The 25,406-nt window shown below is 39.4% G+C and carries 22 protein-coding genes and 3 pseudogenes; 7 read left to right on the forward strand and 18 right to left on the reverse strand.

Going from position 1 to position 25,406, the window contains the following annotated elements:
* The first annotated feature begins 124 nt into the window (after nt 1-124).
* Together JMN12_RS07300 and JMN12_RS07305 are read left to right on the forward strand one after the other, a co-directional pair.
* Nucleotides 125-1,564 (forward strand): SusF/SusE family outer membrane protein, encoded by a 1,440-nt coding sequence (locus tag JMN12_RS07300; protein WP_203138313.1) that lies wholly within the window; start codon nt 125-127, stop codon nt 1,562-1,564.
* A gap of 190 nt (nt 1,565-1,754) precedes the next feature.
* A complete protein-coding gene (locus JMN12_RS07305) occupies nt 1,755-3,494 on the forward strand; it encodes a glycoside hydrolase family 66 protein (RefSeq protein WP_203138315.1) in 1,740 nt (579 codons plus the stop codon).
* 71 nt (nt 3,495-3,565) lie between these two features.
* Here the strand turns inward: JMN12_RS07305 and JMN12_RS07310 are convergent, their stop codons facing one another.
* A complete protein-coding gene (locus JMN12_RS07310) occupies nt 3,566-3,931 on the reverse strand; it encodes a DUF4377 domain-containing protein (RefSeq protein WP_126371163.1) in 366 nt (121 codons plus the stop codon).
* A gap of 260 nt (nt 3,932-4,191) precedes the next feature.
* Between JMN12_RS07310 and JMN12_RS07315 the strand changes: the two genes are divergently transcribed.
* From JMN12_RS07315 to galE, 5 genes are all read left to right on the forward strand, one after another.
* Complete coding sequence (locus JMN12_RS07315) at nt 4,192-6,378, forward strand: glycoside hydrolase family 97 protein (protein ID WP_203138317.1); 2,187 nt, start codon at nt 4,192-4,194, stop codon at nt 6,376-6,378.
* Nucleotides 6,379-6,797: 419 nt separating this feature from the next.
* Nucleotides 6,798-7,955, forward strand: a complete 1,158-nt coding sequence (locus JMN12_RS07320) for a hypothetical protein (protein WP_203138319.1) — start codon at nt 6,798-6,800, stop codon at nt 7,953-7,955.
* A 69-nt stretch (nt 7,956-8,024) separates the two neighbouring features.
* Nucleotides 8,025-9,641 (forward strand): DUF6377 domain-containing protein, encoded by a 1,617-nt coding sequence (locus JMN12_RS07325; RefSeq protein ID WP_203138321.1) that lies wholly within the window; start codon nt 8,025-8,027, stop codon nt 9,639-9,641.
* A gap of 332 nt (nt 9,642-9,973) precedes the next feature.
* Complete coding sequence (locus JMN12_RS07330) at nt 9,974-11,068, forward strand: SH3 domain-containing protein (protein WP_203138323.1); 1,095 nt, start codon at nt 9,974-9,976, stop codon at nt 11,066-11,068.
* Nucleotides 11,069-11,093: 25 nt separating this feature from the next.
* Nucleotides 11,094-12,119: a UDP-glucose 4-epimerase GalE gene (gene galE / locus JMN12_RS07335; protein WP_203138325.1), complete on the forward strand. Its 1,026-nt coding sequence runs from the start codon at nt 11,094-11,096 to the stop codon at nt 12,117-12,119.
* 85 nt (nt 12,120-12,204) lie between these two features.
* Here galE and JMN12_RS07340 read toward each other — a convergent pair whose 3' ends face one another.
* The 17 genes and pseudogenes from JMN12_RS07340 to JMN12_RS07420 form a co-directional block, all read right to left on the reverse strand.
* Nucleotides 12,205-12,438 carry a hypothetical protein gene (locus JMN12_RS07340; protein ID WP_002679563.1) on the reverse strand — a complete coding sequence of 78 codons (234 nt, stop codon included), beginning with the start codon at nt 12,436-12,438 and terminating at the stop codon, nt 12,205-12,207.
* A 7-nt stretch (nt 12,439-12,445) separates the two neighbouring features.
* A complete protein-coding gene (locus JMN12_RS07345) occupies nt 12,446-12,649 on the reverse strand; it encodes a hypothetical protein (protein WP_198473892.1) in 204 nt (67 codons plus the stop codon).
* A 292-nt stretch (nt 12,650-12,941) separates the two neighbouring features.
* Nucleotides 12,942-13,076, reverse strand: a pseudogene (locus JMN12_RS07350) (type II toxin-antitoxin system YafQ family toxin); the annotation flags it as partial.
* The gene (locus JMN12_RS07355) at nt 13,057-13,332 is read right to left on the reverse strand and encodes a flagellar motor switch protein FliM (protein WP_203138327.1); all 276 of its coding nucleotides are present in this window, start codon (nt 13,330-13,332) and stop codon (nt 13,057-13,059) included. The pseudogene JMN12_RS07350 and the gene JMN12_RS07355, both read right to left, overlap by 20 nt.
* Nucleotides 13,333-13,372: 40 nt before the next feature.
* Nucleotides 13,373-14,238: pseudogene (locus JMN12_RS07360) on the reverse strand (SDR family oxidoreductase).
* 4 nt (nt 14,239-14,242) lie between these two features.
* Complete coding sequence (locus JMN12_RS07365; protein ID WP_203138328.1) at nt 14,243-15,574, reverse strand: NAD(P)H-binding protein; 1,332 nt, start codon at nt 15,572-15,574, stop codon at nt 14,243-14,245.
* A gap of 3 nt (nt 15,575-15,577) precedes the next feature.
* Entirely contained in the window at nt 15,578-16,192 is a 615-nt protein-coding gene (locus JMN12_RS07370) for a CDP-alcohol phosphatidyltransferase family protein (RefSeq protein WP_106099218.1), read from the reverse strand.
* Entirely contained in the window at nt 16,192-16,482 is a 291-nt protein-coding gene (locus JMN12_RS07375; RefSeq protein ID WP_009413820.1) for a hypothetical protein, read from the reverse strand. The genes JMN12_RS07370 and JMN12_RS07375 overlap by 1 nt, the downstream gene beginning before the upstream one ends.
* 134 nt (nt 16,483-16,616) lie before the next feature.
* The gene (locus JMN12_RS07380) at nt 16,617-16,847 is read right to left on the reverse strand and encodes a hypothetical protein (RefSeq protein ID WP_203138329.1); all 231 of its coding nucleotides are present in this window, start codon (nt 16,845-16,847) and stop codon (nt 16,617-16,619) included.
* Between the two features lie 63 nt (nt 16,848-16,910).
* The gene (locus JMN12_RS07385; protein WP_203138330.1) at nt 16,911-17,303 is read right to left on the reverse strand and encodes a hypothetical protein; all 393 of its coding nucleotides are present in this window, start codon (nt 17,301-17,303) and stop codon (nt 16,911-16,913) included.
* 81 nt (nt 17,304-17,384) lie between these two features.
* The gene (locus tag JMN12_RS07390; RefSeq protein WP_203138331.1) at nt 17,385-18,032 is read right to left on the reverse strand and encodes a hypothetical protein; all 648 of its coding nucleotides are present in this window, start codon (nt 18,030-18,032) and stop codon (nt 17,385-17,387) included.
* A gap of 175 nt (nt 18,033-18,207) precedes the next feature.
* On the reverse strand, nt 18,208-19,401 hold the full coding sequence (locus JMN12_RS07395; RefSeq protein ID WP_203138335.1) for an NADH-quinone oxidoreductase subunit J: 1,194 nt from the start codon (nt 19,399-19,401) through the stop codon (nt 18,208-18,210).
* Between the two features lie 295 nt (nt 19,402-19,696).
* Nucleotides 19,697-20,503 (reverse strand): CPBP family intramembrane glutamic endopeptidase, encoded by an 807-nt coding sequence (locus JMN12_RS07400; RefSeq protein ID WP_203138336.1) that lies wholly within the window; start codon nt 20,501-20,503, stop codon nt 19,697-19,699.
* A gap of 31 nt (nt 20,504-20,534) precedes the next feature.
* Nucleotides 20,535-22,874, reverse strand: coding sequence for a TonB-dependent receptor (locus JMN12_RS07405; RefSeq protein WP_203138337.1), 2,340 nt, complete (start codon nt 22,872-22,874; stop codon nt 20,535-20,537).
* A 290-nt stretch (nt 22,875-23,164) separates the two neighbouring features.
* Nucleotides 23,165-23,952, reverse strand: a pseudogene (locus JMN12_RS07410) (DNA-methyltransferase).
* Nucleotides 23,952-24,473, reverse strand: a complete 522-nt coding sequence (locus JMN12_RS07415) for a PD-(D/E)XK nuclease superfamily protein (protein WP_096088391.1) — start codon at nt 24,471-24,473, stop codon at nt 23,952-23,954. Before JMN12_RS07415 ends, JMN12_RS07410 begins: the two are co-directional and overlap by 1 nt.
* Complete coding sequence (locus tag JMN12_RS07420; RefSeq protein WP_203138338.1) at nt 24,470-25,393, reverse strand: DNA adenine methylase; 924 nt, start codon at nt 25,391-25,393, stop codon at nt 24,470-24,472. The genes JMN12_RS07415 and JMN12_RS07420 overlap by 4 nt, the downstream gene beginning before the upstream one ends.
* Nucleotides 25,394-25,406 lie beyond the last annotated feature (13 nt).

Below are 25,406 nucleotides of genomic sequence, written 5' to 3' on the forward strand. Positions count from 1 at the left end.
GGAGATAATCTGAAAAAGTGAGTATTAACAAATAAAAACAATTTCACCCTTGTCGCTTTTGCGGCTTCCCTCCCCCTCGCCTTCGGAGAGGGGGAGAACGGAGGGGGTGAGGACACAAACTAATATGAAACCATACCATTTATACATTGCCTTCCTCTTACTGCTCCTTACGGGCTGTAAAAAAGAGGACTATATGGAGCTCTTCAAAGAGGGAAAACCCTTTGAATTGAAAGCTCCTAAAGAAAACGTAGCCTTAGACGCTGCCAACCCCGAACAAGAAGCGATCAAGTTCACTTGGACGGCAGCTTCCAATCACGGCACCAATGCCGCTATCACCTATACTTTCCAAATGGATGTGCAAGGCAACAACTTTGCGGGAGGTATCAGCGAGAATGTAGGTCGTGAAGCCTATGAGAGAGTGTATAAAAACGAAGAACTCAACAATCTATTGCTCAACACTTTCAAGGTTGCGACAGACACCGAAGTTACGATGGAAGTACGCATCATTGCCCAAGTAGCCTCTGGCGAAGGAATGAAACAACACTCCAATGTGAAGACGGTGGTTTTCAAAACGCATACCCCTATCAGCAATACGCTCTATATCATCGGTAGTGCCGCCCCTCACGGTTGGAGTGCCGATCAAGCCGAAGAGATGAAACCTGTTGAGGGTACTCCTAAAGCCTTTGCCTGGTCAGGACGATTGTCTGCTGGCGAAATCAAGTTTATCACTACCAAAGGTCAGTTTATACCATCGTATGGCAAAGGTAGCAATAATAGTGAGTTGCACTTCCGCAAAACCGATGCCGACAATAGTGATGAGAAATTTACAATTGCCGAAAGTGGTGTCTATACCGTAAAAGTGAACCTCATCAACCTCACTATAAGCATCACCAAAGGCGAAGCGCCTGAATATACCGAGTTGTGGTTCGTAGGTGAACCTACTGGTTGGAGCTTCAAGAAAATGACTGTAGACCCTGCCGACCCCTTTGTGTTCCACTACAATGCCGATTTAGGCAATGGGGGTGAGTTCAAAATAGGTACTAAAGAAGGTGATTGGTCAGCAGTATTTTTCCGTCCTAAAGAAAATAATACTGCTGAAGGTAGCGACCTCCCTGTGAAGAAATGGGCAGGCGACCCCGATTACAAATGGAAAATTGCAGCTGGCACTTACAAGATTACGCTCAACACTCGTACGATGAAGATTGACATTGTGCCTTTCACCCCTTATGCAGGAATGTATATGATTGGTAGCGCTACCGATGCTGGTTGGGATATCAACAATCCTATTGCTATGACTGTCGATAGCAGCAATCCTAATGTCTTTACGTGGGAAGGCGACTTGAAAGCAGGCGAACTCAAATTCTCTTGCGACAAGAAAAGCGATTGGGGTGGCGACTGGTTCTTAGCTGCTAAAGCTGATAAAGCACCCGCCGGTGTAGAAGAACCTATGATTTTCAGCGCCCACGGCTCTAACCCCGATAATAAGTGGAAAATCACTGAAGCAGGCACCTACAAAATCACCCTCAACCAACTCACCCAAAAGGTGATAATCAAAAAGCAGTAAGTTGAAAAGTCTCCACATACCCAGCTGTGTGCACTCGCTGGCTTCCCCCAAGGGGAGGGAGTTTAAGAGAGTTCAAGAACAAAACATCTTTATACGTGTTAAACAACCCTCCTTTCCGTTCGCATCTGCGGATTGCCCCTCTCTCCCAAGGAGAGAGGGAACGGGAGAGAGGAATAATTATTAATTGAAAATGAAAGCTTTATATACTTTATTCTTCGCCACTACGCTCAGCCTCTTCTCTTGCGAGAAGAATGATACGCCCAGCAACAACCCTATTACTTATGGCGAAACTTATTTGAAAATAGACATCAGCACCGATAAGGCGGTCTATACCCCTGGTAGCACGGTGCGCTTCACCTTGGCGAGTATGCCTTCTGGTTCCTACAAAGTGCGCTACTCTCACTTAGGCGAAATCATTAAAGAAGAACCTCTTACCTCCACCTCTTGGCAATGGGTAACCCCTGCCGATGACTATCGAGGTTATTTGGTGGAAATATACCAAGAAGCAGGCGGTAAACAAAATACTTACGGCAGTATCGCTGTGGATGTATCTTCCGATTGGACAAAATTCCCTCGCTACGGCTTCTTGTCCTCTTACGGCAAAAACGAGCCTATCGAGAAGAACATCGACTTTATGAATCGCTGTCACATCAATGGTATTCAGTTCTACGACTGGATGTACGACCACCACAAACCGCTGGCCGGTACCCCTCAAAACCCTGCTAATGAGTGGCCTGACCTCTTCAAACGCCCCACTTTTCTTTCTACTGTACGTGGCTATATCAGTGCTGCTCATAGCAAGGGTATGAAAGCGATGTTCTACAATTTAGCTTTTGGGGCGCTCAAAAATGCGGAAGCCGATGGGGTTGCCAAAGAGTGGTTTCTCTACAAAGACAACCAACACAAAGAGAAAGATGCACACCTGTTAGGCGACTTTGCCCGCAGTAGTATCTACCTCACCAACCCTGGTAATGCACACTGGCAAAACTACTTAGCAGGACGCAACAGCGATGTTTATGCCGTTTTTGGTTTCGATGGCTATCATATCGACCAACTCGGAGGGCGTGGCACGGTGTACGATTACAATGGCAATAGCGTAGACCTCTTGCCTCAATACGCTTCGTTTATCAATGCGATGAAAAGCGCACACCCTAACAAGCGCCTTGTAATGAACGCGGTAGGGCAATATGGTCAAACTGAAATTGCAGGTACCAATAAAGTGGATTTTCTTTATACCGAAGTATGGGACGAAAAAACCTACGACCAGTTGGCAAAAATTATCCTTGACAACTACAATCGTAGCAATAACCAACTCAAAACCGTGTTGGCTGCCTATATGGATTACGAAAAATCTAAGAATGCAGGTTTTGTAAACGAAGCTGGCGTATTGCTCACCAATGCCGTGATTTTTGCCTTTGGAGGGGCTCATTTAGAGATAGGCGAACACTACCTCGCCAATGAGTATTTCCCTAACAAAAACCTTCAAATGAAAGCCGACCTCAAAAAAGCACTCATCACCTACTACGATTTCTTGGTGGCTTACCAAAACCTCTTGCGCGACGGCGGTAGCTATACCTCAGCGCAGGTAACTGCCGAAAATGCTACAATAGCGGCTTGGCCTGCAGCGAAGGATAAAGTGGCGGCTCTCACCAAAACCGTGAACGGCAAGGATATAGTGCATCTTATCAATTTCAACGGGGTAACCTCTATGGACTGGCGTGATACCAACGGTACTCAAAAGAAACCTACTACAGTAACTGACCTTAAAACTACTGTTGCTGTAACTGTACATCCCAAAAAAGTGTGGTTCGCTACCCCCGACCTCTTTGGCGGTGCTCCCCGTGTGGTAGAATTTACCTATAACAACAACCAAATCACCTTCACCCTCCCCTCCCTCAGCTATTGGGATATGGTGGTGATAGAGTATTAATGAAAAAATTAGCAGATTAGCAAATTTTCTCATTTGCTAATCTGCTAACTAATAAAATAGGCTAATTATACTTATAGTTTTTCTTTCTTTAAAACCTCTAAAACAGTATAGTGAGGTGGATTTGTCTCATCTTGATAGGGTTCTCGGTTAAGAATTTTTTGTTCGCGAAGTACTTTTACAGTATAACGATAACCCGCTTCATAAGTATTGAATTCTAAATCTCCTTCGGCGAGCCTGAAAGTTTTGTTAGATTCATCAGTAACCCTATAACATTTTGTTTCGAAGACACCTGTAAACATCCGAAAAGAGCATTCCTCTAAATGTCCATCAATCACAAAAGTGTGATAGCTCTTTTGAATTTCAAATTCAGGTTTTTCTTTTTTACAAGAAAGCAAAAACAACAAGGTAATAAGTGTGTAAAAAATAGTATTTTTCATAAGGAATAGATTTTAAATTCGAGACAAAGATACTGTTTTATTTCTATAAATACAATTTTAATTTTTATTTTCGGAGATTATTCCCTTTACTTTTAAGAATTGTCCCCTTTCGGGGAAGCAAGCGAAGGCTCATAACTGAGTATATACACAAGAATTGTGAGTAAGTGAATAAGGGGACAATCCACAAATTAGAAAATTAAAAATGCCTATATGGCTCATACCAAATTTGCTAATTTGCTAATTAATAAATTTGCTAATTTATGAGATTTCTTACTTTCATAACAATAACTATCCTCTCCTGTGCTACAGCAGTAGCGCAGGAGTTATTTTCGCCTAACAAAGCGCTGAAACTCTCTTTTTCACTCAACGCGGAAGGCACTCCTACCTATTCGCTTTTTTACAAGGGAAAAGAAGTAGTTAAACCGAGTAGATTAGGTATTGAACTATTTAGCTCCAATGAAGTGAAATTTGGTGCTGAAATCACCAAAAAAGAGGGGGCAAACACCTCTCTCTACCATAACTTTGAAGTGGTGAATACCCAAAATACAACCGTTGATGAAACTTGGCAACCCGTATGGGGCGAAAGCCAAAACATTCGCAATCACTACAACGAGCTATTGGTGAGCCTCAAACAGAAGGACACCCACCGAGAAATGAACCTGCGTTTTAGATTGTTTGACGACGGATTGGGCTTCCGCTATGAGTTCCCCGAACAAAAGCAAATGCCTTACTTTGTGATTAAAGAAGAACGCACCGAGTTTGCAATGACGGGTGATCACCAAGCGTGGTGGATACCAGGGGATTACGATACCCAAGAGTACGATTATCAGCAGTCGCGCCTCTCCGAAATACGCGCGATCAACCAAAAAGGGCGTCAGGCAAATTTAGCACAAACAGGCTTTTCGGATACGGGTGTACAAACCGCTTTAATGCTCAAAACTGACGATGGTTTGTATATCAACCTGCACGAAGCTGCTTTGGTGAACTACGGGGCGATGCACCTCAATCTCAACGATAAGACCTTCGTGTTCCAATCGTGGATTACCCCCGATGCCAACGGTGCCAAAGGTTATATGCAAACCCCTGCCCAAACGCCTTGGCGCACAGTGATTGTAAGCAACGATGCCCGCGATATTTTAGCTTCGGATATCACCCTCAACCTCAACGAGCCTTGCGCTTTGGCTGATACTTCGTGGATTCACCCGATGAAGTACGTAGGGGTATGGTGGGAAATGATTACCGGTATGAAAGAATGGTCGTATACTTACGATGTGCCCAGTGTGCATATCGGTAAAACCGATTACACCACCCTCAAACCCCACGGCAAGCACGGGGCTACTACCGAGAATGTGAAGAAATACATCGACTTTGCCGCCGAAAATGGTTTTGATGGCGTACTGGTAGAAGGTTGGAACATAGGGTGGGAAGATTGGTTTGGACACTCTAAAGATTTGGTATTCGACTTCCAAACACCTTACCCCGATTTTGATATCGAAGCTATTCACCAATACGCTAAAAGTAAGGGAATTAAGATGATTATGCACCACGAAACCTCCTCGTCTATCCGCAACTACGAGCGTTTTATGGACAAAGCCTATCAGCTGATGAACAAATACGAATACCCCGCTGTAAAAAGCGGTTATGTGGGCAATATCATTCCGCGAGGCGAAAACCATTACAGTCAGTGGGTGAACAATCACTACCTTTATGCTATTAAAAAAGCTGCCGACTACCGCATTATGGTGAATGCACACGAGGCAGTGCGCCCTACGGGTTTGTGTCGTACCTATCCTAACCTTATAGGTAACGAGTCGGCGCGCGGAGGTGAATACCAAGCCTTTGGCGGTAGCAAGCCCAATCACGTGTGCGTGTTGCCCTTCACCCGACTTATTGGCGGACCAATGGACTATACCCCTGGCGTGTTTGAAATGGACATCAGCAAGAACAACCCCAACAACCATTCACACTGCAATGCCACTTTGGCAAACCAATTGGCATTGTATGTAACGATGAGCAGTCCGCTACAAATGGCTTCCGACCTGCCTGAGAACTACCGCCGTTTTCCCGATGCTTTTCAGTTTATCAAAGAAGTTGCCCTCGATTGGAGCGAAAGCCACTATTTAGAAGCCGAACCAGGGGCATATATCACTGTGGCACGCAAAGCCAAAGGCACTCGCAATTGGTTTGTAGGCAATACTGCCGGCAAGGATTTTACGTCCAAGATTCATTTCAGTTTCTTAGAGCCCAAAACTACTTATGTAGCCACTATCTACGCCGATGCCAAAGATGCCAACTATCAAACCAATCCGCAAGCCTATACCATTCAAAAAGTATTGGTAACCAACAAGAGCAAACTCACCCTGCACTCAGTAGCAGGCGGGGGTTATGCCATTAGTTTGTACCCCCTCACCGATAAGGCACAAGCCAAAGGATTAAAAAAACGATAGCAATTACAGTAATATAATAGTGAAAAAAAGCTGCTAAGCGACGTGCTTAGCAGCTTTTTAAATGTTAATTTTTTGTGAAAAATCTTTTTCTGTTGTACTTTTGGCACGCTGTTGAAAGTCGACAGTGCTGGATGTAAAGCTAGCAAGGTCTTTACACAATAAAAAAAGAGATATACAAATAAAACTGTACTTTAAATGCAAATCCCTTATTTTAATTATTAAATTTTCTTTAAAGAAATTTAGGTTATTGTAAGGTGAATGGGTGGAGGTCTGACCACCTCCGCCCTATCTCTTTTTTATTTTATGGGGCAAAGATAATACATTTTTTTGTACCCACCAAACAAATTTACCAATTTGTTAATTGACAAATTGGCAAATTGACAAATTTTCCTTATTTTTGCCTTTAAAAATAAAATACTATGAAAAAAGACCTCTTTTTCCCTGCACTAATCGCTGGCATTGTCTTTTCTGCTTTCTTTATCTTCCTTGTCAATCAGTTTGCCACAGGCTTATATACACAAGCGTGGTTTCTTTTTCTCCCTATCCCCTTGATTTTAGGGACATGGACATTCTATGCTATCTGCTGCAAGCACAAAATATCCTCCGTTATAGCGATAGGTTGCACCATTGCTTTTTTTGCGTGGATAATGGACGAATTAGACGTTTCTTTCTCTAAACTGAGAGCAGAAAAAAACTTGCCTATAGCTTACAGAGATTATGAAGATTTAGACTATGAAATATCTGTTTGCGCCCAAGAAGGAGGAAATTGTATTCACGAAGTTCCTACTAATGAATCGGAAGATTTAACAAGTTGTTTTCTCAATCGCCGAAATGAAGTGGTTATGGTTCAAGATGATAGAATATCTTCTTATATTTTGAAATTCGACACCTTAGGCTATCAACAATCAATGGATATTGCAACTGATAGAGACCATAAAAAAGCTGCTTATATTTTAGATGATTATGTAATCAATATAGATAAAAATACCTATAGCACATTCTTCCTAAACGATGATGAAAATTTCCTACCAATGACCTTTATCGAAGCATCTAAAAAATGGACGCCAGTACAGCAACAAAACTTTTTTGAAAACAATGTGAAAACTAAAGCCTCTTGTTTTAAAATAGTAAAGGGAGAACAGAATAAAGTCTTTTTCTTAAAAGACGACAAATGGCAATATTTCTACACCGATATAGAACGTGCTTCCTTTGGCAAAGACACCCTAAAAACCCAGTACAATTACCCTGAACTATTCGATGAAAAACGTTTTCCTAAACAAGAAAAAAGCTTAACTCGCAACTATATACGTCCGCAGTACGTACAAACCTACCGAGATAACTTTGACTATACTACCATTTTGTATTATCATATTGTGAAACCTTCACTTACCTATCATCTAAAAACTCGTTTCAAAACTGTAAAATCTCAAGAAGAACTTCGCACCCTACCTACCTATTACTTTAAAAATGATACCGAAACTATAGAAACTTTTGGGTGGATAAGTCTGTATAGCCATAAACATTTGCAATATCAATTATTGAGAATAGGAAATCAAACATATAGAATAGGAAACTAAAATCTAATTCTCTAATTGGCAAATTGACAAATTTTTCTTACTTTTGCCTCTGAAAATTAATGTTTGAAAATGAAGTACAAAAGCCTTATCATAACCCTCCTACTACTCCCCTACTGCGCTTTGGCTCAAATGGCGCAAAATCAAAAGCTCATTCACAACCTCACTGCACTTATCAAACAGAAAGATAACTACACCCAGCAAAAAGAACGCAAAATAAAGGAAGCTATCGACTTGTTACGAGTGCCCAATGCCTCTGCTGAACAACGTTATGCTATCAACCAACGCCTCTTCGACGAGTTTAAAACTTATATATCCGACTCGGCGGTGTACTACGTGAAAGAGAATATCCGCATCGCTGAAGAACTCCAAAAAACCGACCTCCAAAACGATTCCCGCCTTTCCCTTGCCTCTCTCTACATCATTTCGGGCAACTACTTAGATGCTGCCGATCTGCTCAGGGCTATTGATAAAGAACAACTGCAAGAACCTCAGCTCATTCAGTACTATAACTGCTACCTCAACCTCTACAACAACTATGCTTTCAACAATCCCGATGCCAAAACCTATATCGCCAAAAGCGATGCCTATCGCGACCTCCTCCTCAATTTAGTTGATAAGAATTCCACTCACTATATCCTCCTCTATGCCGGTGTGCTCACCGATGCCGGCAGGTATGACGAAGCCGAAAAACTCCTCCTCGACCGCTTTGCGCTAATGCACACCGATGAACACGAAAAAGCCGTATTAGGCTATGTGCTCGGCACGCTCTACAAAAAGAAAAAGAATGTCCCTAAACAAATAGAATACTTTGCTATTTCGGCGAGTTGCGACATCAAAGATGCTATTAAAGAAAACGCCTCGATGCTTGAACTTGCCTCAGCGCTCTTTCAATTAGGCGAAGTAGAAAATGCTTACACTTGCATCAAATCGGCGATGGAAGACGCTACTTTTTGCAACGCTCAACTGCGTTCCGATGAGGTGATGAAGATTTTCCCCATCATCGAAAAAGCCTATCAGGAACGCATTCACAGTCAGAATACCAAATTGCGTAACGCCCTGCTGTTAGTAGGGTTGTTCGCCGTTTTCCTCATCATTGCCGTAGTATTGGTTACCCGCCAAATGAAGCGCATCGCCAAAATACGCAAGGAACTCTACCACAAAAACCAAGATTTAGAGCAACTCAACGAACACCTGCGTGAGGTAGTAACCCAACTCAACGAAAGCAACGAAGTAAAAGAAGCCTATATAGGCGAGTTTTTCAACTTGTGTTCGGTGTACATCAGCAAATTAGAAAAATATCAAAAAATGCTTACCAAAAAAGCAAAAGACCGCAATTGGGACGAACTCAACAAAGTGCTCCGCTCTACCGAGATGATAGAGCAAGAGCTGAAAGAGTTCTACAAGCTGTTCGACGATATTTTCTTGCATCTATTCCCCCACTTTATCACCGAGTTCAACGCTCTATTAGCCGAAGACGAGCGTTTTGCCCCCAAACCTCACGAAATGACCCCCGAGTTGCGCATCTTTGCCCTTATCCGCTTAGGTATCACCGATAGTTCTAAAATAGCCACTTTCTTGCACTATTCCACCAATACGATTTACAACTATCGCACCCGTGTGCGCAACAAAGCTATCGTACCGAGAGAAAATTTTGAAGAAATGGTAATGAAAATAGGCAAGAAATAACATAAAAAACAAGCTACTTTATTGCCAATCATTTTCTTTTTTGTAATTTTGTAGCGATAAAATAAAAACAAATGACTTACACAATCACCATAGACAATAGTCCGCAAGCTTTATCATTTATAGAATTCGTTAAGAATCTTGATTTTGTGTCGATTACTAAAACTAAAAAAAAATAGTACAAAATCAAATGTTGTACTTAATGAACAAAAAGAACTCAAAAAACGTTTTTTTAAAGCGTTAAAAGAGGCTGACGACATACGTGCTGGTAAAAAAGAAGCTATTGATTTAGACGATTTGCTCAATGAACTATAAACTCACAATAATTAACACTTGTGAACCCCTATAACAATTATTCACATACACGCTTATTACTAATTTTATTCATCAGTTGTTGTTTATTCAGCAGCTGTGAATATTTCTCATCCTCTACTACCCAAGAAGAGACAAGCAAAACAGCTGATGAGATTTATACAGAAGAGGAGAATTCAGCTGAGAATATAAACTCTGAAGATGAAAAAATAGGCAATCCTATTGATTATGAAACACCCACTATCAAGAAAGTATTTGTTACCACTCGTGATGGCATTGAGTTTTACGAGGGAGCTGATGATAAAAGTACTCGTCTTGGCAAACTACCTTACGGAGAAAAAGTGGAGGTCATAGAAGAACTTATGTATTGGTACGCCATAAAGTATAACATTCAAAGGGAATACAAGACGCCTAGTGGAAATAATGTAACTATGTGGCAATGGGAAAAAGTTTTTATAAAGCAAGTGCAAACTGGCGATATTAGCCAGATTAAACTCAATTACAAAGACCTGATTACTACTGAAGACAAGAAACCATTAAAGAAAATAAGCATTCGCTTTGTGACTAAAGACGAATATCTCACCGAAAAAGCAAACGCTGTTGATTTTTTAGATACTACCAATGTCATCAAACCGGTAAAAGGGAAACTACGATTGCCTTGCGAAGAATGCAAACAAAAATATATTACTTATCTTGATAGCCTTCATTCTTATATGGGTGAAATACCTCCTCTAAACCAATATCTTATTAGTGCTATGTACTATGATAGTTGGGGGTGTGCCTTGGTTGATAAAACCACAGGTAGAAAACTTATCTTATCTGGCTATCCTTATATCACCCCCGATAAACAGCATTTTATAACCCTTGATGATATTGATCCCGAAAAAGTTATGGAGTTTTCACTTTATAATGTTGATGAAACAAATAAAATAAAGAAAGTATTTTCAACTACTTTTACTAAATGGATTGTTATGTATGATAAAGAGGGAAAAGTAGAAAGGTTTATGGGTAGTAATGGAAAACTATATGCCAAAGTTTTTTACGCATATATTAGTCTATTTGAAGATATAGATAAATACAATCAATATGGACAGTACATCTGTATCAGCCTTAAATAATAAATGTGACTCAATTAATAAACAAATGAAAAAAATAGTAGTAACCGGTGGATTGGGCTTTATAGGCTCTCACACTGTAGTAGAATTGCAAAACGCTGGCTTTGACGTGGTTATTATCGATAACCTTTCCAATGCCCAAGAAAGCGTGTTAGAACACATTACTAAAATCACTGGCAAAAAGCCTCTCTTCGAGAAATTCGACCTCCGCGACAAAGCCGATGTACAAGATTTCTTCAAGCGTCATCGCGATGTGCAAGGGGTGATTCACTTTGCTGCCTCTAAAGCAGTAGGTGAGAGCGTGGAGAAACCGCTTTTGTATTACGAAAATAACCTTACCAGCCTTGTATACCTCTTGCAAGAACTGAGCAAGTTGCCCAAAGCACACTTCATTTTCAGTTCGTCTTGCACCGTATACGGTCAGGCAGATGAGTTGCCTATCACTGAGAATGCTCCTGTGAAAAAAGCCGAATCACCTTATGGTAATACCAAACAAATCAGTGAGGAGATTATCGGCGATACTTGCAAGGTTACTCCTTCGCTCAATGCGATTGCCTTGCGCTACTTTAACCCTATTGGGGCACACCCTTCGGCTGAAATAGGCGAACTGCCCTTAGGCGTACCTCAGAACTTAGTGCCTTATATCACCCAAACGGCTATAGGTTTGCGCGAGAAAATCTCGGTTTTCGGTGGCGACTACCCTACCCCCGATGGCACTTGCATTCGCGATTATATTCACGTAGTGGATTTGGCGAAAGCTCACGTGATTGCGCTTCAACGTTTGTTAGAAAGCAAGAATACTGAAAACTATGAGGTCTTCAATATAGGAACAGGGAAAGGCAGTACTGTTTTGGAAGTTATCCAAAGTTTTGAACGGGTATCGGGCAAGAAATTGAACTACCAAATTGTAGGTAGACGCGCAGGTGATATCACCGCTGCTTATGCTAACACTGATAAGGCTAATAACGTACTCGGTTGGAAAGCCCAAAGTTCTTTAGACGATGCAATGCGCTCGGCTTGGCAATGGGAACAGAAGGTGAGAAGTGAGAAGTAAAGCCCAGCAGGGTCTCACAGCTGGATATGTGGTGAAAAGTTTAAAAAAATGGCTGTTCAGGCGAGGACTGAACAACCATTGTTGTTTAAAGGTTTAAATTTTTCAATTCCTGCTCTACATCAATATTGAGGATATGATAAAGCGTTTTGCGCGAAATAAAGAATTTAGGATAGATAAACTCTCGCCAAATTACCGTAATAGGGATATAACGCGCATCGTGAGCGTTGAACTCATTCATTACCGCTTGGTAGCGCAGTAGTTGGTTGCGACGGCAAGTCTCCCGACTCCCGTTGCCTTTAGATTTCATTGTTGTTTTCATTATACTGCTAATTGTTGTTGTTGTTGATAGTTCTGCCAAAGTGTTTTAGCTCTTGCAAACTTCTGCCTAAACCGCTAATATGGTGAGGCAAGAAGCGTGAGGGGCGTTGCATTTTTTTTGCTTGAGCCAATACTTCGAGGGCACGTTGCTGGTGGAGCCTATCAAAATACTCCTGCTGTGCCATTTCATTAGGTTGTATATAAGTCTTCATTTTGTTTAAATTTACTGTTATACAAATAGTTGTAACACATAGAGAAACACTAAAAAGGCGGTGATCTATTCATAGTTTTTGCGATTTATTAACCCTGCAAAAATATAGACTTTATCTCTAAATAACAAATATTTTTAGAGTATTTTTCTAAAAATATTAGAGTGGTAGTTTTAATATATTAATTCTCAAGATATAAAAAACCTCCCCTTACTTTTCACTATTCACTTCCTGTTTGCCCTAATAAAAAATCCCCTTGTATTAAAATACAAGGGGATTTTTGTTTCTTATATCATCAACTAAATAGCTCAGAATGTGTGCCTATTCTGTTTAGTGTGATCAACTTTTCTTCTTCATATTGCTTCCAAATCAATAGCAAATCAGGTTCTATATGGCACTCCATACAACCTTTATAATTTCCGGTTAGTAAAAATATCATTTAGCATTTCCTTTGCGTTGGTATAGCCTTTTACAAGTCCTTTTTTATATTTTGCTACTAACATATCGCCTTCTTCAATAGATTCAATGGTTTTTTTGTTGGGCACATACTCCTCAATAGGTTCAGCTACTATATTCACTGGCTCTACAATCACATTGTACTTCTTGAAAAGAGACTCAAAAATAGGCACTTCTGCCTCAGGAATACTTACATTGTAATTTATCATATTATAATTTGTAGTTCTCATATCTTTCTATTTTTTGGCAAATATACAATTATTTTTTTGATTAACAATCTTTTATCGCTTCAAAATGCGCCTTCAATCGGTGTTTTCCTACTTTTAGAGGGGTTACCGAATCCATTGCCATTACAGTGAAAACAAACTCTACAGTACCATAAGCGCTCTTTGGCATCAAATATTTGCCTATTTTCAAAATAAAACGTCGTAACCAGTCGGGTGAATAGGTTATTTTCACAGGTTTGTGCAACACTTCAAAAGCTAAGCGGGCAATTTCGGTATGCGTAAAGACCTCAGCACCCCCTACATTCACTTCTTTTTCAGCACTTTCTAATTGTGCCACGCACACTTCGGCTAAATCTTCGCCGTGAATGGGGTTCATTGCGTATTGTCCTTTGCCAAACAAACGCACTTTTCCCCCTTTTGCCATCTTTAAAAAGTTACCCATATCGCTGTAAAAACCGCTGGGTCGCACAATGCAATAGTCTAAGCCACTGACTTTAAGAGCATCTACAAAACGCTCTTTGACAGCCCCAATAGCGATATGTCGCATCATTTCACCTTTGAATACCGATACGTACACAAATTTCTGCACGCCTTCGCGCAAAGCCTCATCGAGGAGGTTTTTGTTAGCTCCATAATCCACTTGTTCGTAGGTAAGTCCGTCCTTTTGTTGGGTAATCCCTACGGTTGAAATTACTTTGCTCACCCCTTTGCATACGCCTTGTAAGGTTTGGGGTTGGGTTACTTCGGCTTCTACGACTTCCAATAGCGGGTGAGTGAGTAGGGCGGGTGCTATTTTTGACTTATTGCGCACCACAATACGGGTAGGGTATTCTTTTTTAGGAGCTCAGCCAATATATACTGACCTAAATAGCCGGTCGCTCCTGCTAATAATATCTTTTCTATTTTCATTGGGTTAATCTTCTTCTGCTAAGTCTAAAAAGTCTTCAAAATATTCCTCAAAAGAATCAAACATAGGAGTAGGTTTGTCTATTTCAAATTCCCCTTTATCATTGCAAAATACCTCTGCTTCGAAGACCTTCGCATCTTTTAGGCGTACCCCATTAGAAACTTTATATAAGGTTAGGAAATCGTCCACCTCGTAATGTAGTACGATAAAATCCTCTGAGAGATGTAAATCGTCTCTTAGTTGTTTAGTTAGTTCCACAATAGGATAAGATATACTGTCTTTTTCTTTGTAAATACCATTGATATACACATCGCCATAGTTGCAGGAACCACATTCTGAAAGAAAATTTACATATACTTCAGGAAGCAATATGCCCAATTCCTCTTCTATATGCTTAATTTCTTCAGCATTAGCCCCTAGAGAATACTCAAATTCTCCACTCTGTTTTAATCGTTTTAGATAATATCTATCAGCTGATGAATTTATAGATTCAAAAAACGCCTTTAACCGATGTTTGCCTACTTGCATAGGAGCTACAACATCCATTGCCATAATGGTAAGGACAAATTCCATAGCACCATAGATACTTTTAGGGAGGAGGTATTTGCCCATTTTTAGGATCAAACGCCGTACCCAGTCAGGCAAATAAATTATATTGGCAGGTTTATGGAGTACCTCAAAAGCCAAATGAGCCATCTCCGTTTGTGTAAAAATCTCAGCTCCTCCTACATTGACTTCCCGTTCGTAACGCTCCAATTGGGCGACACAGACCTCAGCCAAGTCTTCCCCATGAATGGGATTCATGGTATATTGTCCTTTGCCAAATAGGTGTATTATGTCCTTCTTATCCATTTTGAAAAATAGAGTCATATAACTATAGAAAACGCTGGGGCGTATGATACAATAGTCTAATCCACTAGCCTTAAGAGCATCAACAAAACGTTCTTTAGCGGCTCCAATGGCTATATGTCGCATGGCTTCTCCTTTGAATACGGATACATATATGAACTTACGTACTCCTTCGCGTAAGGCTTCATCAAGTAGGTTCTTGTTGGCTTGGAAGTCTACCTGCTCATAGGTAAGTCCATCTTTTTGGCGGGTAATCCCTACAGTTGAAATCACCTTATGCACCCCTTTACATACGCCTTGTAGGGTGTCAGGTTGGGTTACTTCGGCTTCTACGACTTCCAATAGCGGGTGCGTGAGTAGGGCGGGTGCTATTTTTGCCTTATTGCGCACCACAATACGGGTAGGGTATTCTTTTTTTAGGAGCTCAGCCAGTATATACTGACCTAAATAGCCGGTCGCTCCTGCTAATAATATTTTTTCTGTTTTCATTTGTTAATTAAACAACTTGTGTTTCTTAATTTCTTTTCCTTTTCTCAGCAGATAAGCGTGGTAGCTACTCGGGATATCGTTCTGCCATTTGGGTAGTAACAAAATGATAAGAATGACGTCCAATTGCGAGAAAAGTCCCCAATAGACCGCCAAGAGCAAGGGGAAACCTCCATAACCAAAGCCGATGAGCGAGATAAAAGCTACTAATAAGCATACGCCCCACAGTTTGGAAAGAAAAGCGTGTGTACAAGTTTCTTTGCCAAATCGCCAAAAGCTCACCCCGTAGCAGAGTCCTTCCATTACAAAAAGGGCAATAATTTCATACCGATAGGCTGCTATCAAAGTGGGGTTGAGATGATAACAAGCCACGCCCACACACAGCCAAAATATCAAATCTGTTTGGCTATCCATTCGTCGCATTGCCACAGTGCAGACCCCCATATAGCGCGCAATAATCCCATCGAAGATATCCGACAATAGTCCTAAAACGATAAAAACTACTATCCATAGTCTTGCGGTGGGTTCTTCTGCCTTATACGCCACCCACAGAATAGTAGGGGCTAACAAAAACCGAAATAATATCAGTAGGTAGGGTAATTTTTTTAATAGTGTTTTCATTATTCAAATACGATTTTTCCTACCAATCTTGCCCCTTCATAGACCTCCATTTCTTCCAGTTCGTCCAAAATATATTGCGGGGCGTGCTCAAATAAAAATCTGACTTTGCACAAAGCACTATACATTCCTTCTTTTATAGGCTCGTCAAAGGTAATTACGATACTCCAATGAGGCTGCTCCAATTGCGCAATATGAGTGGTAGGATAATAGACTTTACATATAGGTGGGTGCTGTCGTCCGCCTTCTTCTTGGGTGAGAAAATGAATAATACCCGCTCTTTCTTTCTTCATAATCACAATATAATTTAACACTACAAAAGTAGTTTATTATTAGATAAAAAAACGCACATAGCTTACTTTAATTCTTTTACTCTAAGAGAATCTATGTATAGTTCAAGTTTCTTACTGTTGTAAAAATCTATACATTAGCATTTACAAAAAGCTACATTTTTAAGTATCAACAAATCATCTTCTAATGTTTTATCTTTCTTCATTGTCAATACTTCATTGTCAATTTCTTCCTCTTGCTTTATTTCCTTTGTTTGAGCAGAAGAGGTTTGGGAGGAAGTTTCCTTTAGCAACTTCCCTTCACTATTTTGTTTGTTATTACAACAAAACAAAAAACTCGATAACAATATAAATAAAAAGTATTTCATATAATTTTAATTTGTTTATATCTATTAGTTTATTTTGCACTGCTTGGCAGGTTGAGGGGGTATTTATTTTTTAAAAGAAACAATATCTTTTTCTTCTAACCATATAGACTCATCATTAGTAGTTATTTCTCCTGTATTGGCATCTATCCAAATACCAAAAACGGCTACCCTTTGCATAACTAAATTCTGAAAAGAATATACATAATGATCATCAATAATTAGGGTTGGAGAAAGAAGCGTTTCATCATAATCTAAATCCTTGCTTTTTTTATTATCATATAAATATTTGACATATAAATCATTAGCTTCTTTAACACTAATTTTATACTTCTTTTCTTGAACAATTTCCTTAGAGTATAGGAAAACTTTATGGCTTTTTAAGTAATTCTCACTTGGATTACAAGCAAATAATAAGGTAATAAGTGATATAGTAATAATGATTCTTTGTAATTTCATAAATCTTTCATTTTTGTTTAATTGTATTATAATGTTCTGTTCATTCTTATATTGCCCACGCGGATTGCACCAGCGCGGGGTTTACCAATCAGGAGTACCTGTAAGGGTATCTACTTTTTGTTTGATATACATAGCACAACAAAAATCTTCTTTGTCTCTTGTCCATTTTTTATAATTAGCAGGAGGTATAGGAGTCTTTTTTCTACGAAATCTACTAAAAACATAGATTGTATCACCTCTTATCACTCCCATTCTTTCGTCATAACGAGCTGATGTTGGCGAATGAGCTACAAATTCTTCTAATTCAACCTTGTTGGGGTTATGCATCTTATAATAACCAGCTGTCCATTGTTTTGAGGGGGCATTATATTGTAAAGAATCTCCATAAGGCTGTCCAGAAGCACAACGCCCATTAGCAAAAAAACGTAAAAATACAACATAAGGTTTCCTATTATAATCATAACCTCTATCCTTATTTATGTATATAGCTGTTGTATCTATATTATCTCCTTTTTGCAATTGGTAAGGAGTAGGATATGCTAACCAAAAGCAAGGATCTATAGGGCGAGCTCCATCTCCTTCTAATGAATAATAGTTTCTCCCCACAGGAATGGGACAGTGAAATAGACGTGTATTACAACTAGAACTTAAAAATATTATTGTTATTATCAGGATTCCAGAAAAACTGAATAGACGGAATCGTTGGTTCTTTTTGATGTTGAATTTCATTATCATTAATTTTTCTTGTTTTTATTAATTAGGTTTTGCTTCTTCTGCATTGAGCTACTTGGCAGGTTGAGGGGGGGATAATAGGCACGAGCTAAAGTCGCTGAATACCTGCAAGCGAGTATGTGACTTGCGCCAGCGGGGTTTTCATTAGTTTATTTTAATTCTTTTTCTCCTATTATTCATCCTTAATGATGTAAGTTCTACCTCTATCATTAAACAGTTTATAGTGCAAATTCTTATTACTATAGAGTTTCAGGTGAGCAAAAACCTCCATAGTTTCTGTTGGAGTAGTGAAATAAGTAGTAGGCAAATGTAGGTTAGTTTCCGTTTCTCTATAATCACTTATATTAAAAGTAACCTTATCTATTACCAAATCGTAGTAAAAATCTTTGTTATTATTAGCTATATATTGCAGTTGTATGCCTTTACGTTGCTTACTATCACGTTTGGTAGTCTCCCATTCTTCAAAATTCATAAAGCTTTTTACTTTATTTTTAGAGATAAGACCTCGCAGAAAATCATATTCATCGCGTTCTTCATATTTTCTGTTAAACGGAAGAAAGAAATAGTACCACTCATTGTCTTTGCAGAAAATAACCTTCAAATCATTTAACTGCTTATTTTCGGGTTCTTTTCGGTATATATAGCCTTCATTATCAATAAAAAAAGCATCAGTTGTTTGTTTCATTTCTTCAAAAAAAGCTTCACTTTCACTATCATTCCATTGTTCAGATTCTTTTAAAAAAGTTATAGGTTTTGGTACAGTATCACCATCAATAGCCCAAGTAAGGTATTTGTTATTACGCGAGTCAAAGTAACAGCTCTTCATCACATCATTTGCGTAATATCCTTGCCTAATGTAGTATTCGGCAATGAGGTTGCCATAAGTATCATATTTATAGAGTCTTTCAGCTCCTTCTATCAAGATAAGTTCATTTTTATCATTCAAGAAAACAACAGTAGTCGTACTACCATACCCAGGACCTTCGCGTTTAGAAAGAAAGCTAATAGTCTTGCCTTGTTTATGATAAGGTACACTATTAAACAAGTTATTATAGTTCTTGTATTTCTTCGGAGTTATCTTATCCGAATAATAATCTATAATATCATTATGAAATAAATTTAACAACGGAATAGCTGTAAATAGTATAACTGCGGCCAAGCCCCAGCGTGCCCATTTGTAATACACACTAAAGTAAGTAAAGAACAGGAATGCTATAACAATACTAACTGCCGATGCAAGGATAAAAATATAAATAGCCCCCCACCCCCCTTCAAAAATAAACATTAGGGAGGCAATTAGCATTATAGCAAATATAACAAAAAATACTACTATACCTAGTTTTTCAGGATTTGGTTTTGCGTTCATATAATTGATATTGAATATTTTGAGATGTTAGACTAAGTGCATATTAACTAATGTTAGAAAATAAGGTGTTTTTGCTCTACAAAAGTAAGTATTTATTCACTAATAACCAAATCCTTCCCTTTTCACTCAGGGCGTTCACATTTAAAAGCCTAACCCCCGTTCCCCCTTCCCGAAAGGAAGGGGGCAATCCGCAAAAGTAACTTTTTAAAGAGAAAACATCTAATATTCCCTACTATTTTTTGTAGTTTATTAATAAAGTATAAACCTATTATCTTAAATGCAAATGCCGTGCTTTTCACTCTTTACTAAAAAACAATCGTCTCTCTTTCACTAATATATATCCCACGAGTAGGGCGAATAAACCTGTTTGTATCAGTTTGCTATCGGGGTGGGTGGCGAAGATTTCGTTAGAAACATTGGCTACCAAATGGAATAATATGGCTACCAACACGTTGCGCCCCGATTTGTAATACAGCCAGTTGATGATAAACACAAAGGCAAACAGACTCACAAAAAAGTTAGCTGTATAAATCCACCCTTCCGCTTGTACATTGCTTTGGTAATAATCTTTTACGAAGAACAAGGGCAAATGCCATAACCCCCAATATATGGTAAAGATAACCGATGAGGTAAAAAGCGTCCACCTACTGCGCAAGGCATCAGTGCCGTAAGTATGCCAAGCCAATTCTTCGACCACTGGCGCCAAACAAAGTACAAACCAAGCGTTGAAAGGCGCTGAACTGAAACTAGGCTTTCCCGAAATGTAAAACTGGTCAAGACTATGCCCTAAATCGAGTGAAAGTAGCTGTGCCACCACAATGGAAAGGGGTGAAAACAAGAGGGTAATCCAAAAATAGCGGTTGGCGAGCAAATTTTTGCCTACAAAACGTCCTTTAAGGTCGGATAATAGTTCCTTATTGCGTGTAAAGAGGTAGGTAGCCACACCCATAGGCGCTAACAAGCCTGCCAATTCAAAAAAGCCTGTCCAAAAAGCATTAGGTGCTTTGGGTTGGTGACTCCAATAAGCCACCACAAACCACAATACCCAAGGAATCACAAAGGAAAGGGTGAAAAACAAAATAGGGTGATTATATTTTTTCATTTTATTTAGATAGGAGATAAGAGGTAAGAAGTTAAAATTCTATTTTATAACTGATATTAGGAATCACCAAAGTAGCTTTGCTAAGCTCTATCTGTCCGGTTTGGTAATTGTAATTATGGTCGATATAGATAGGCGCTCCGAGTATATTCTTCATTTGGAAAGAGAACACACTACTGCTCTTGCGGTGGTTGATGCGGTAATTCACAGTAAGGTCGGCGTAGGTAAGAGTGCGGAATTGCTCGCTAAAAGCCCGACTTTCATCGTATATCACACGTTTTTGGGCTAACGATTGGCTTTCCAAAATCGGACTGTAACGCTCGCCTCCGGTTACACTCACACGCGCATTCACATCAAGCACCTTACGGTTATTGGCAAAATAGAACTCTTTACCAAAGAGGGCATTCAGCACAAAACCTTTGTTATAGCGCGTATTACGCCACACATTATCCCCCGCTTTATATTCGGATTTGAAGATAGACCCCGTAATGAGATAGTAATAATTATCACCCAAAAAGCGCTCCAAAGTAAGGTCGATACCATAATTGCGTCCTTTGGTATTATTCACGAGTGCTTTGTTGAGATACAGCGCCCGTCGCAAATTGATAAGCGAGTAGCTGGTACCCTCTTCCCCTGGTATATTCCACAGATATTGATAATAGGCTTCGGCTTTGAAACGCAATTTATCGGTAAGCATCCAGTCATAGCCTAACACAAAATGATGTGCATCGCTCAGCTTCAAATTCTTATTCACAGCTACACCCCCTACTTCTATCATATACACATTCAAATCTTCGGGCTGAGAGTGTTTGCCATAGCCGAAACTCAAACTGTGTTTGTCGGAAAGTTTCCAAGCCAATCCTGCTCTACTTTCAAGAGAGAGTTCTTTATTCAAACCAAAATAGTGAGTGCGCAACCCTACGTTAGCCAAAAGGGCAGGCGATAACTGGTATTTCAGTTGGGCATAGCCCTCAGTAAGGTTGGTACTACCCGCTGAATTGACGATGCGCGCATAAGTGGAAGGCACATAATCCTGTGCAGCGCTGAGGTTATACTTGTAGAAGAGTTGTTTAGATGAAATCCCTACTTTTAAAGTAGCCAAAGGAGAGAGTTTATGAGTGAGCGAGGTCGCCAAAGTGAGCGTTCCGTTTTGTTTTTTAAGTCGGCTATCGGGGGTAAACACAGAAGCATCATCGGAAAGGTAATCGGTGCTAATACGGTCGTCAGTACCCGAAAAAGCGAGGTGTGATTCTACAAAACTGCGCTCGCCAGCGGTGATTTGGTGACGCAAACCCACAGTACCCACGTAAGTATCCCAATTGTTATTCACGCGGTCGATATCAGTTTTCCAGTCGGCAGGAGCGCTCAAAGCATCTTTATGAGTATTGTCAATCCCTCCGATACCCCAAAGAGAGAATGTTCCGGCTTTTTCGGTAGGGAAATTCAATTTAAAGGAAAGGTCTTGGTACTTAATACGCTGACCGGTTTTGTTGATTTTCAAATCGCTGAGTAATCCCAAAGTAGAATAGCGATAGTTGAAGAGATAAGAAGAACCTTTGGCACGTGAAAGCGGACCTTCGGAAGCAAAGTCGAGCCCCAATACGCCCACTTGTGCCGTATGTTCATAGCGGGAAGTATTGCCGGTGCGCATTTTCACATCAAAAACAGCTGCAAGCGCATTGCCATACTCGGCAGGAAAAGCCCCTGTAAGAAAATCGGAATTGCCAATCACCTGATTGCTAAAAAGCGTCACTAATCCGCCCCCGATGACATTTCCGCCAGAAAAATGCTGAGGCGAAGGAATTTCCACGCCTTCCAATCGCCATTGCACGCCTTGCGGAGCATTACCGCGCACGACAATAGAGTTGTCCTGCAAGTTACCCGTAGAGACCCCTGCAAAGGCAGAAGCCAAGCGCGCAGGGTCACTAAGTCCGCCGGCATAGCGCTGTGTTTCCTCTACCGAAAAGGTGCGGGCACTCACGGTAGCCATTGCATTGAGAGCTTTCTCCTTGCGGATACCCGCTACTACCTCTACGCCTTCAAGCTCAGTGGCGGCTTCTTTCAGGGCAATACTAAGCACTACTTCTTTGGCTGAAGTAATGAGCAGTTCGGGAATCACACGGCTCTCATAGCCTATATAAGAAATTTCCAAACTCACCCTTCCTAAGGGGAGGTTAGTAATCGAAAAATTTCCCGCCTCATCGGTAGTTGTACCGATAACAGGATTAGAGTTCTGCACCACTATGGTAGCCCCGATGAGAGGTTCGTGAGTACTTTGGTCATAAATAGTACCCCTAAGTGTTTGGGTAATATCTTGCGAATGTGCTACGAGCGGAAGCACCAAAAAAAGGGCGATGTTCAAAAAGGTTTTCATTGCGTAATACTTTTAAAATTCTGGGGCAAAAGTACGGCGCAAAAAGGGGTGCATCGCCCAAGCGTGAGGGAATGGACGCTTTTTTAATGACGAATTACGAATGACGAGAGACGAGAGACGAATGACGAGGAACGAATGACGAATGACGAATGACGAGAGACGAGGGACGAATGACGAGCTGTATGGGTAAGAAATTTTAGCAAAGTTGATAGCTCTGATAATCATTTACTTTTAGAGTATGTTATATAGAAAAATATACAAATAGAAAGCTATAGCTATTAGTTTTTTGTTTATAATCGGGATTTGTATTTTTTAAATATATCAGGGTTTTCTATTTCTAATTTTCTGTTTTTACTCAGCTCTAAAAACTCTTGTTCTTTATCAATACCAACAAATTTTCTACCTTGCAAATTAGCTGCAATACCTGTAGTTGAACTCCCTGTAAAAGGGTCTAATATCCAAGCATTAGGTGGGGTAGAAGCTAAAATAAGTCTTGTAAGTACTGATAAGGGTTTTTGAGTGGGGTGCTTGCCACACGACTTTTCCCAAGGAGCAATCGCGGGGAAACGCCATACATCTTTCATTTGCTTATTAGTTTCATTAGTTCGTAATTGAAGTAATGAGGCGTTTTTTCTTCTTTTCTTGCCCAAATGATTTGCTCAGTAGAATGGGTAAAGTACCTACAAGAAAAGTTTGGGGGTGGATTGGTTTTCTCCCAAGTGATAATATTGAGTATTTTAAAACCTAATTCTGTAAGTATTTGCCCTACTGAAAAGATGTTATGCATCGTACCACTAATCCAAATAGTAGCCTCTTCTTTCATCACTTCGCGTACTAAAGTAAGCCATTGTCTATTAAAATCATTTACAAAAGCTATCCCTTTTGATTTATCCCAATCTCCTTTATTAACGCTTACAATCTCGCCATTATTTACAGTAAATCCTCCGTTTGATAAAAAATAGGGAGGATCTGCAAAGACCATATCAAACTTACGATGAAACTGTGGTAACAGCTCCATCGTATCTCCGTGAAGGAGGTAAAATGATTTGTCTTGAGATTTGAAATAGGGGGTAAGCATTATTCAGGAACAGGTAAACCTAATTTTATTAATGGAATATACTCAAAGAAATAATAACAATGTACACTATGAATATAGTCTAAAACATCTTTGTATTCAGGCTTCCTAAACCAATCACTTAATAGATAAATGTATTCTACTTCTATATTTGCTTTTGATAAAAGTTTTTGGTATTGTTTTCTTTTAAAATCACAAGTTTGCAATTTTTCATCTACTGACCCTGCTACTTGTTGGAATTTGCATTCAATTATGAATAATGTATTTGCTATAATTACAAATATACTATCATCGGGTAGTAATCTTTTAGAAATTAATTGTTTCCAATCAATATCTAACTCTTTTAGGAAATCATAGAAACCGTATTTTTTAAAAATTCTTCCAACAAGTTCACCTTTATAGAAAACATTATTTTCTTTTACTTCATAACCTTTTTGAGAGTTTAGAAATTCTGCTAAATCAGTTTTACCTTCAAAAACTAAACCTGTTTTTGTATTTCCTCCTCCTCTTCCTCCGTAAATCATATAGTTAAAAAATTATTAGTATAGTTGTTAATTAATAATTCATTTAATACTCCTCTTTTTTCAGGATTGGCATTGATACTTCTCTTAGCCAATACGCGTTTTATTTCAAAGTCAGCATATAGTTCATCAAAAAAATGATTGTTTTCGTCTTTTCCTTTTACATCTGAATTACTGAGTATCCAATAGTGATTCAAGTTGTCTAATTTTTGGCAGAAATCTCTTAATCTAATTTGTTCGTTATCGTCAAAATTGTCTTTTGCATAAGCATTGAAGTTAGAGGTCTCGCTCAAAGGTTTGTAAGGTGGATCAAAGTAGAACAAGGTGTTCCCCTCGGCATATTGAATGGTTTGCTCGAAATCACCACAAATAATTTCCACCTTTTGCAATGCTTTACTTACTGCTAAAATGTTTTCTTTATCGCAAATCATAGGTCGTTTGTAACTCCCTATGGGCACATTGAACTCATTTTTACTATTTACACGATATAAACCATTGAAACAAGTGCGATTTAAGAATATAAATAAGGCTGATTGCGTTAGTTTGTCCTCACTCCTGCTATTAAACAAGGCTCTTTTCTCATAATAGTATGCTTTTTTAGCCTCTTGTTGATCTTCTAAAGCGTGGTATTCTCTTTGTAAATGCTCAAGAATGGTTATTAACGGCTCAGGATTTTCGGCAATAGTACAATAAGTATCTATCAAATCTTTGTTGATATCATTGATTATTGCTTTTTTCATATTAGGAAACTCATTGAGTAACCAAAATAGGACAGCTCCACTCCCTACAAAAGGTTCTATATAGGTAAAGCTCTCATTATGAACAAAACTAGGTAAATTATTTTTGATTTGTTCTATGAGCTGTGTTTTACCTCCTGCCCATTTTAAGAAAGGTTTTGCTATGTGATTTGTGTTTTTTCTCATTTAATTTTTATCT

The organism is Capnocytophaga genosp. AHN8471, assembly GCF_016806945.1.
Classification (GTDB): domain Bacteria; phylum Bacteroidota; class Bacteroidia; order Flavobacteriales; family Flavobacteriaceae; genus Capnocytophaga; species Capnocytophaga periodontitidis.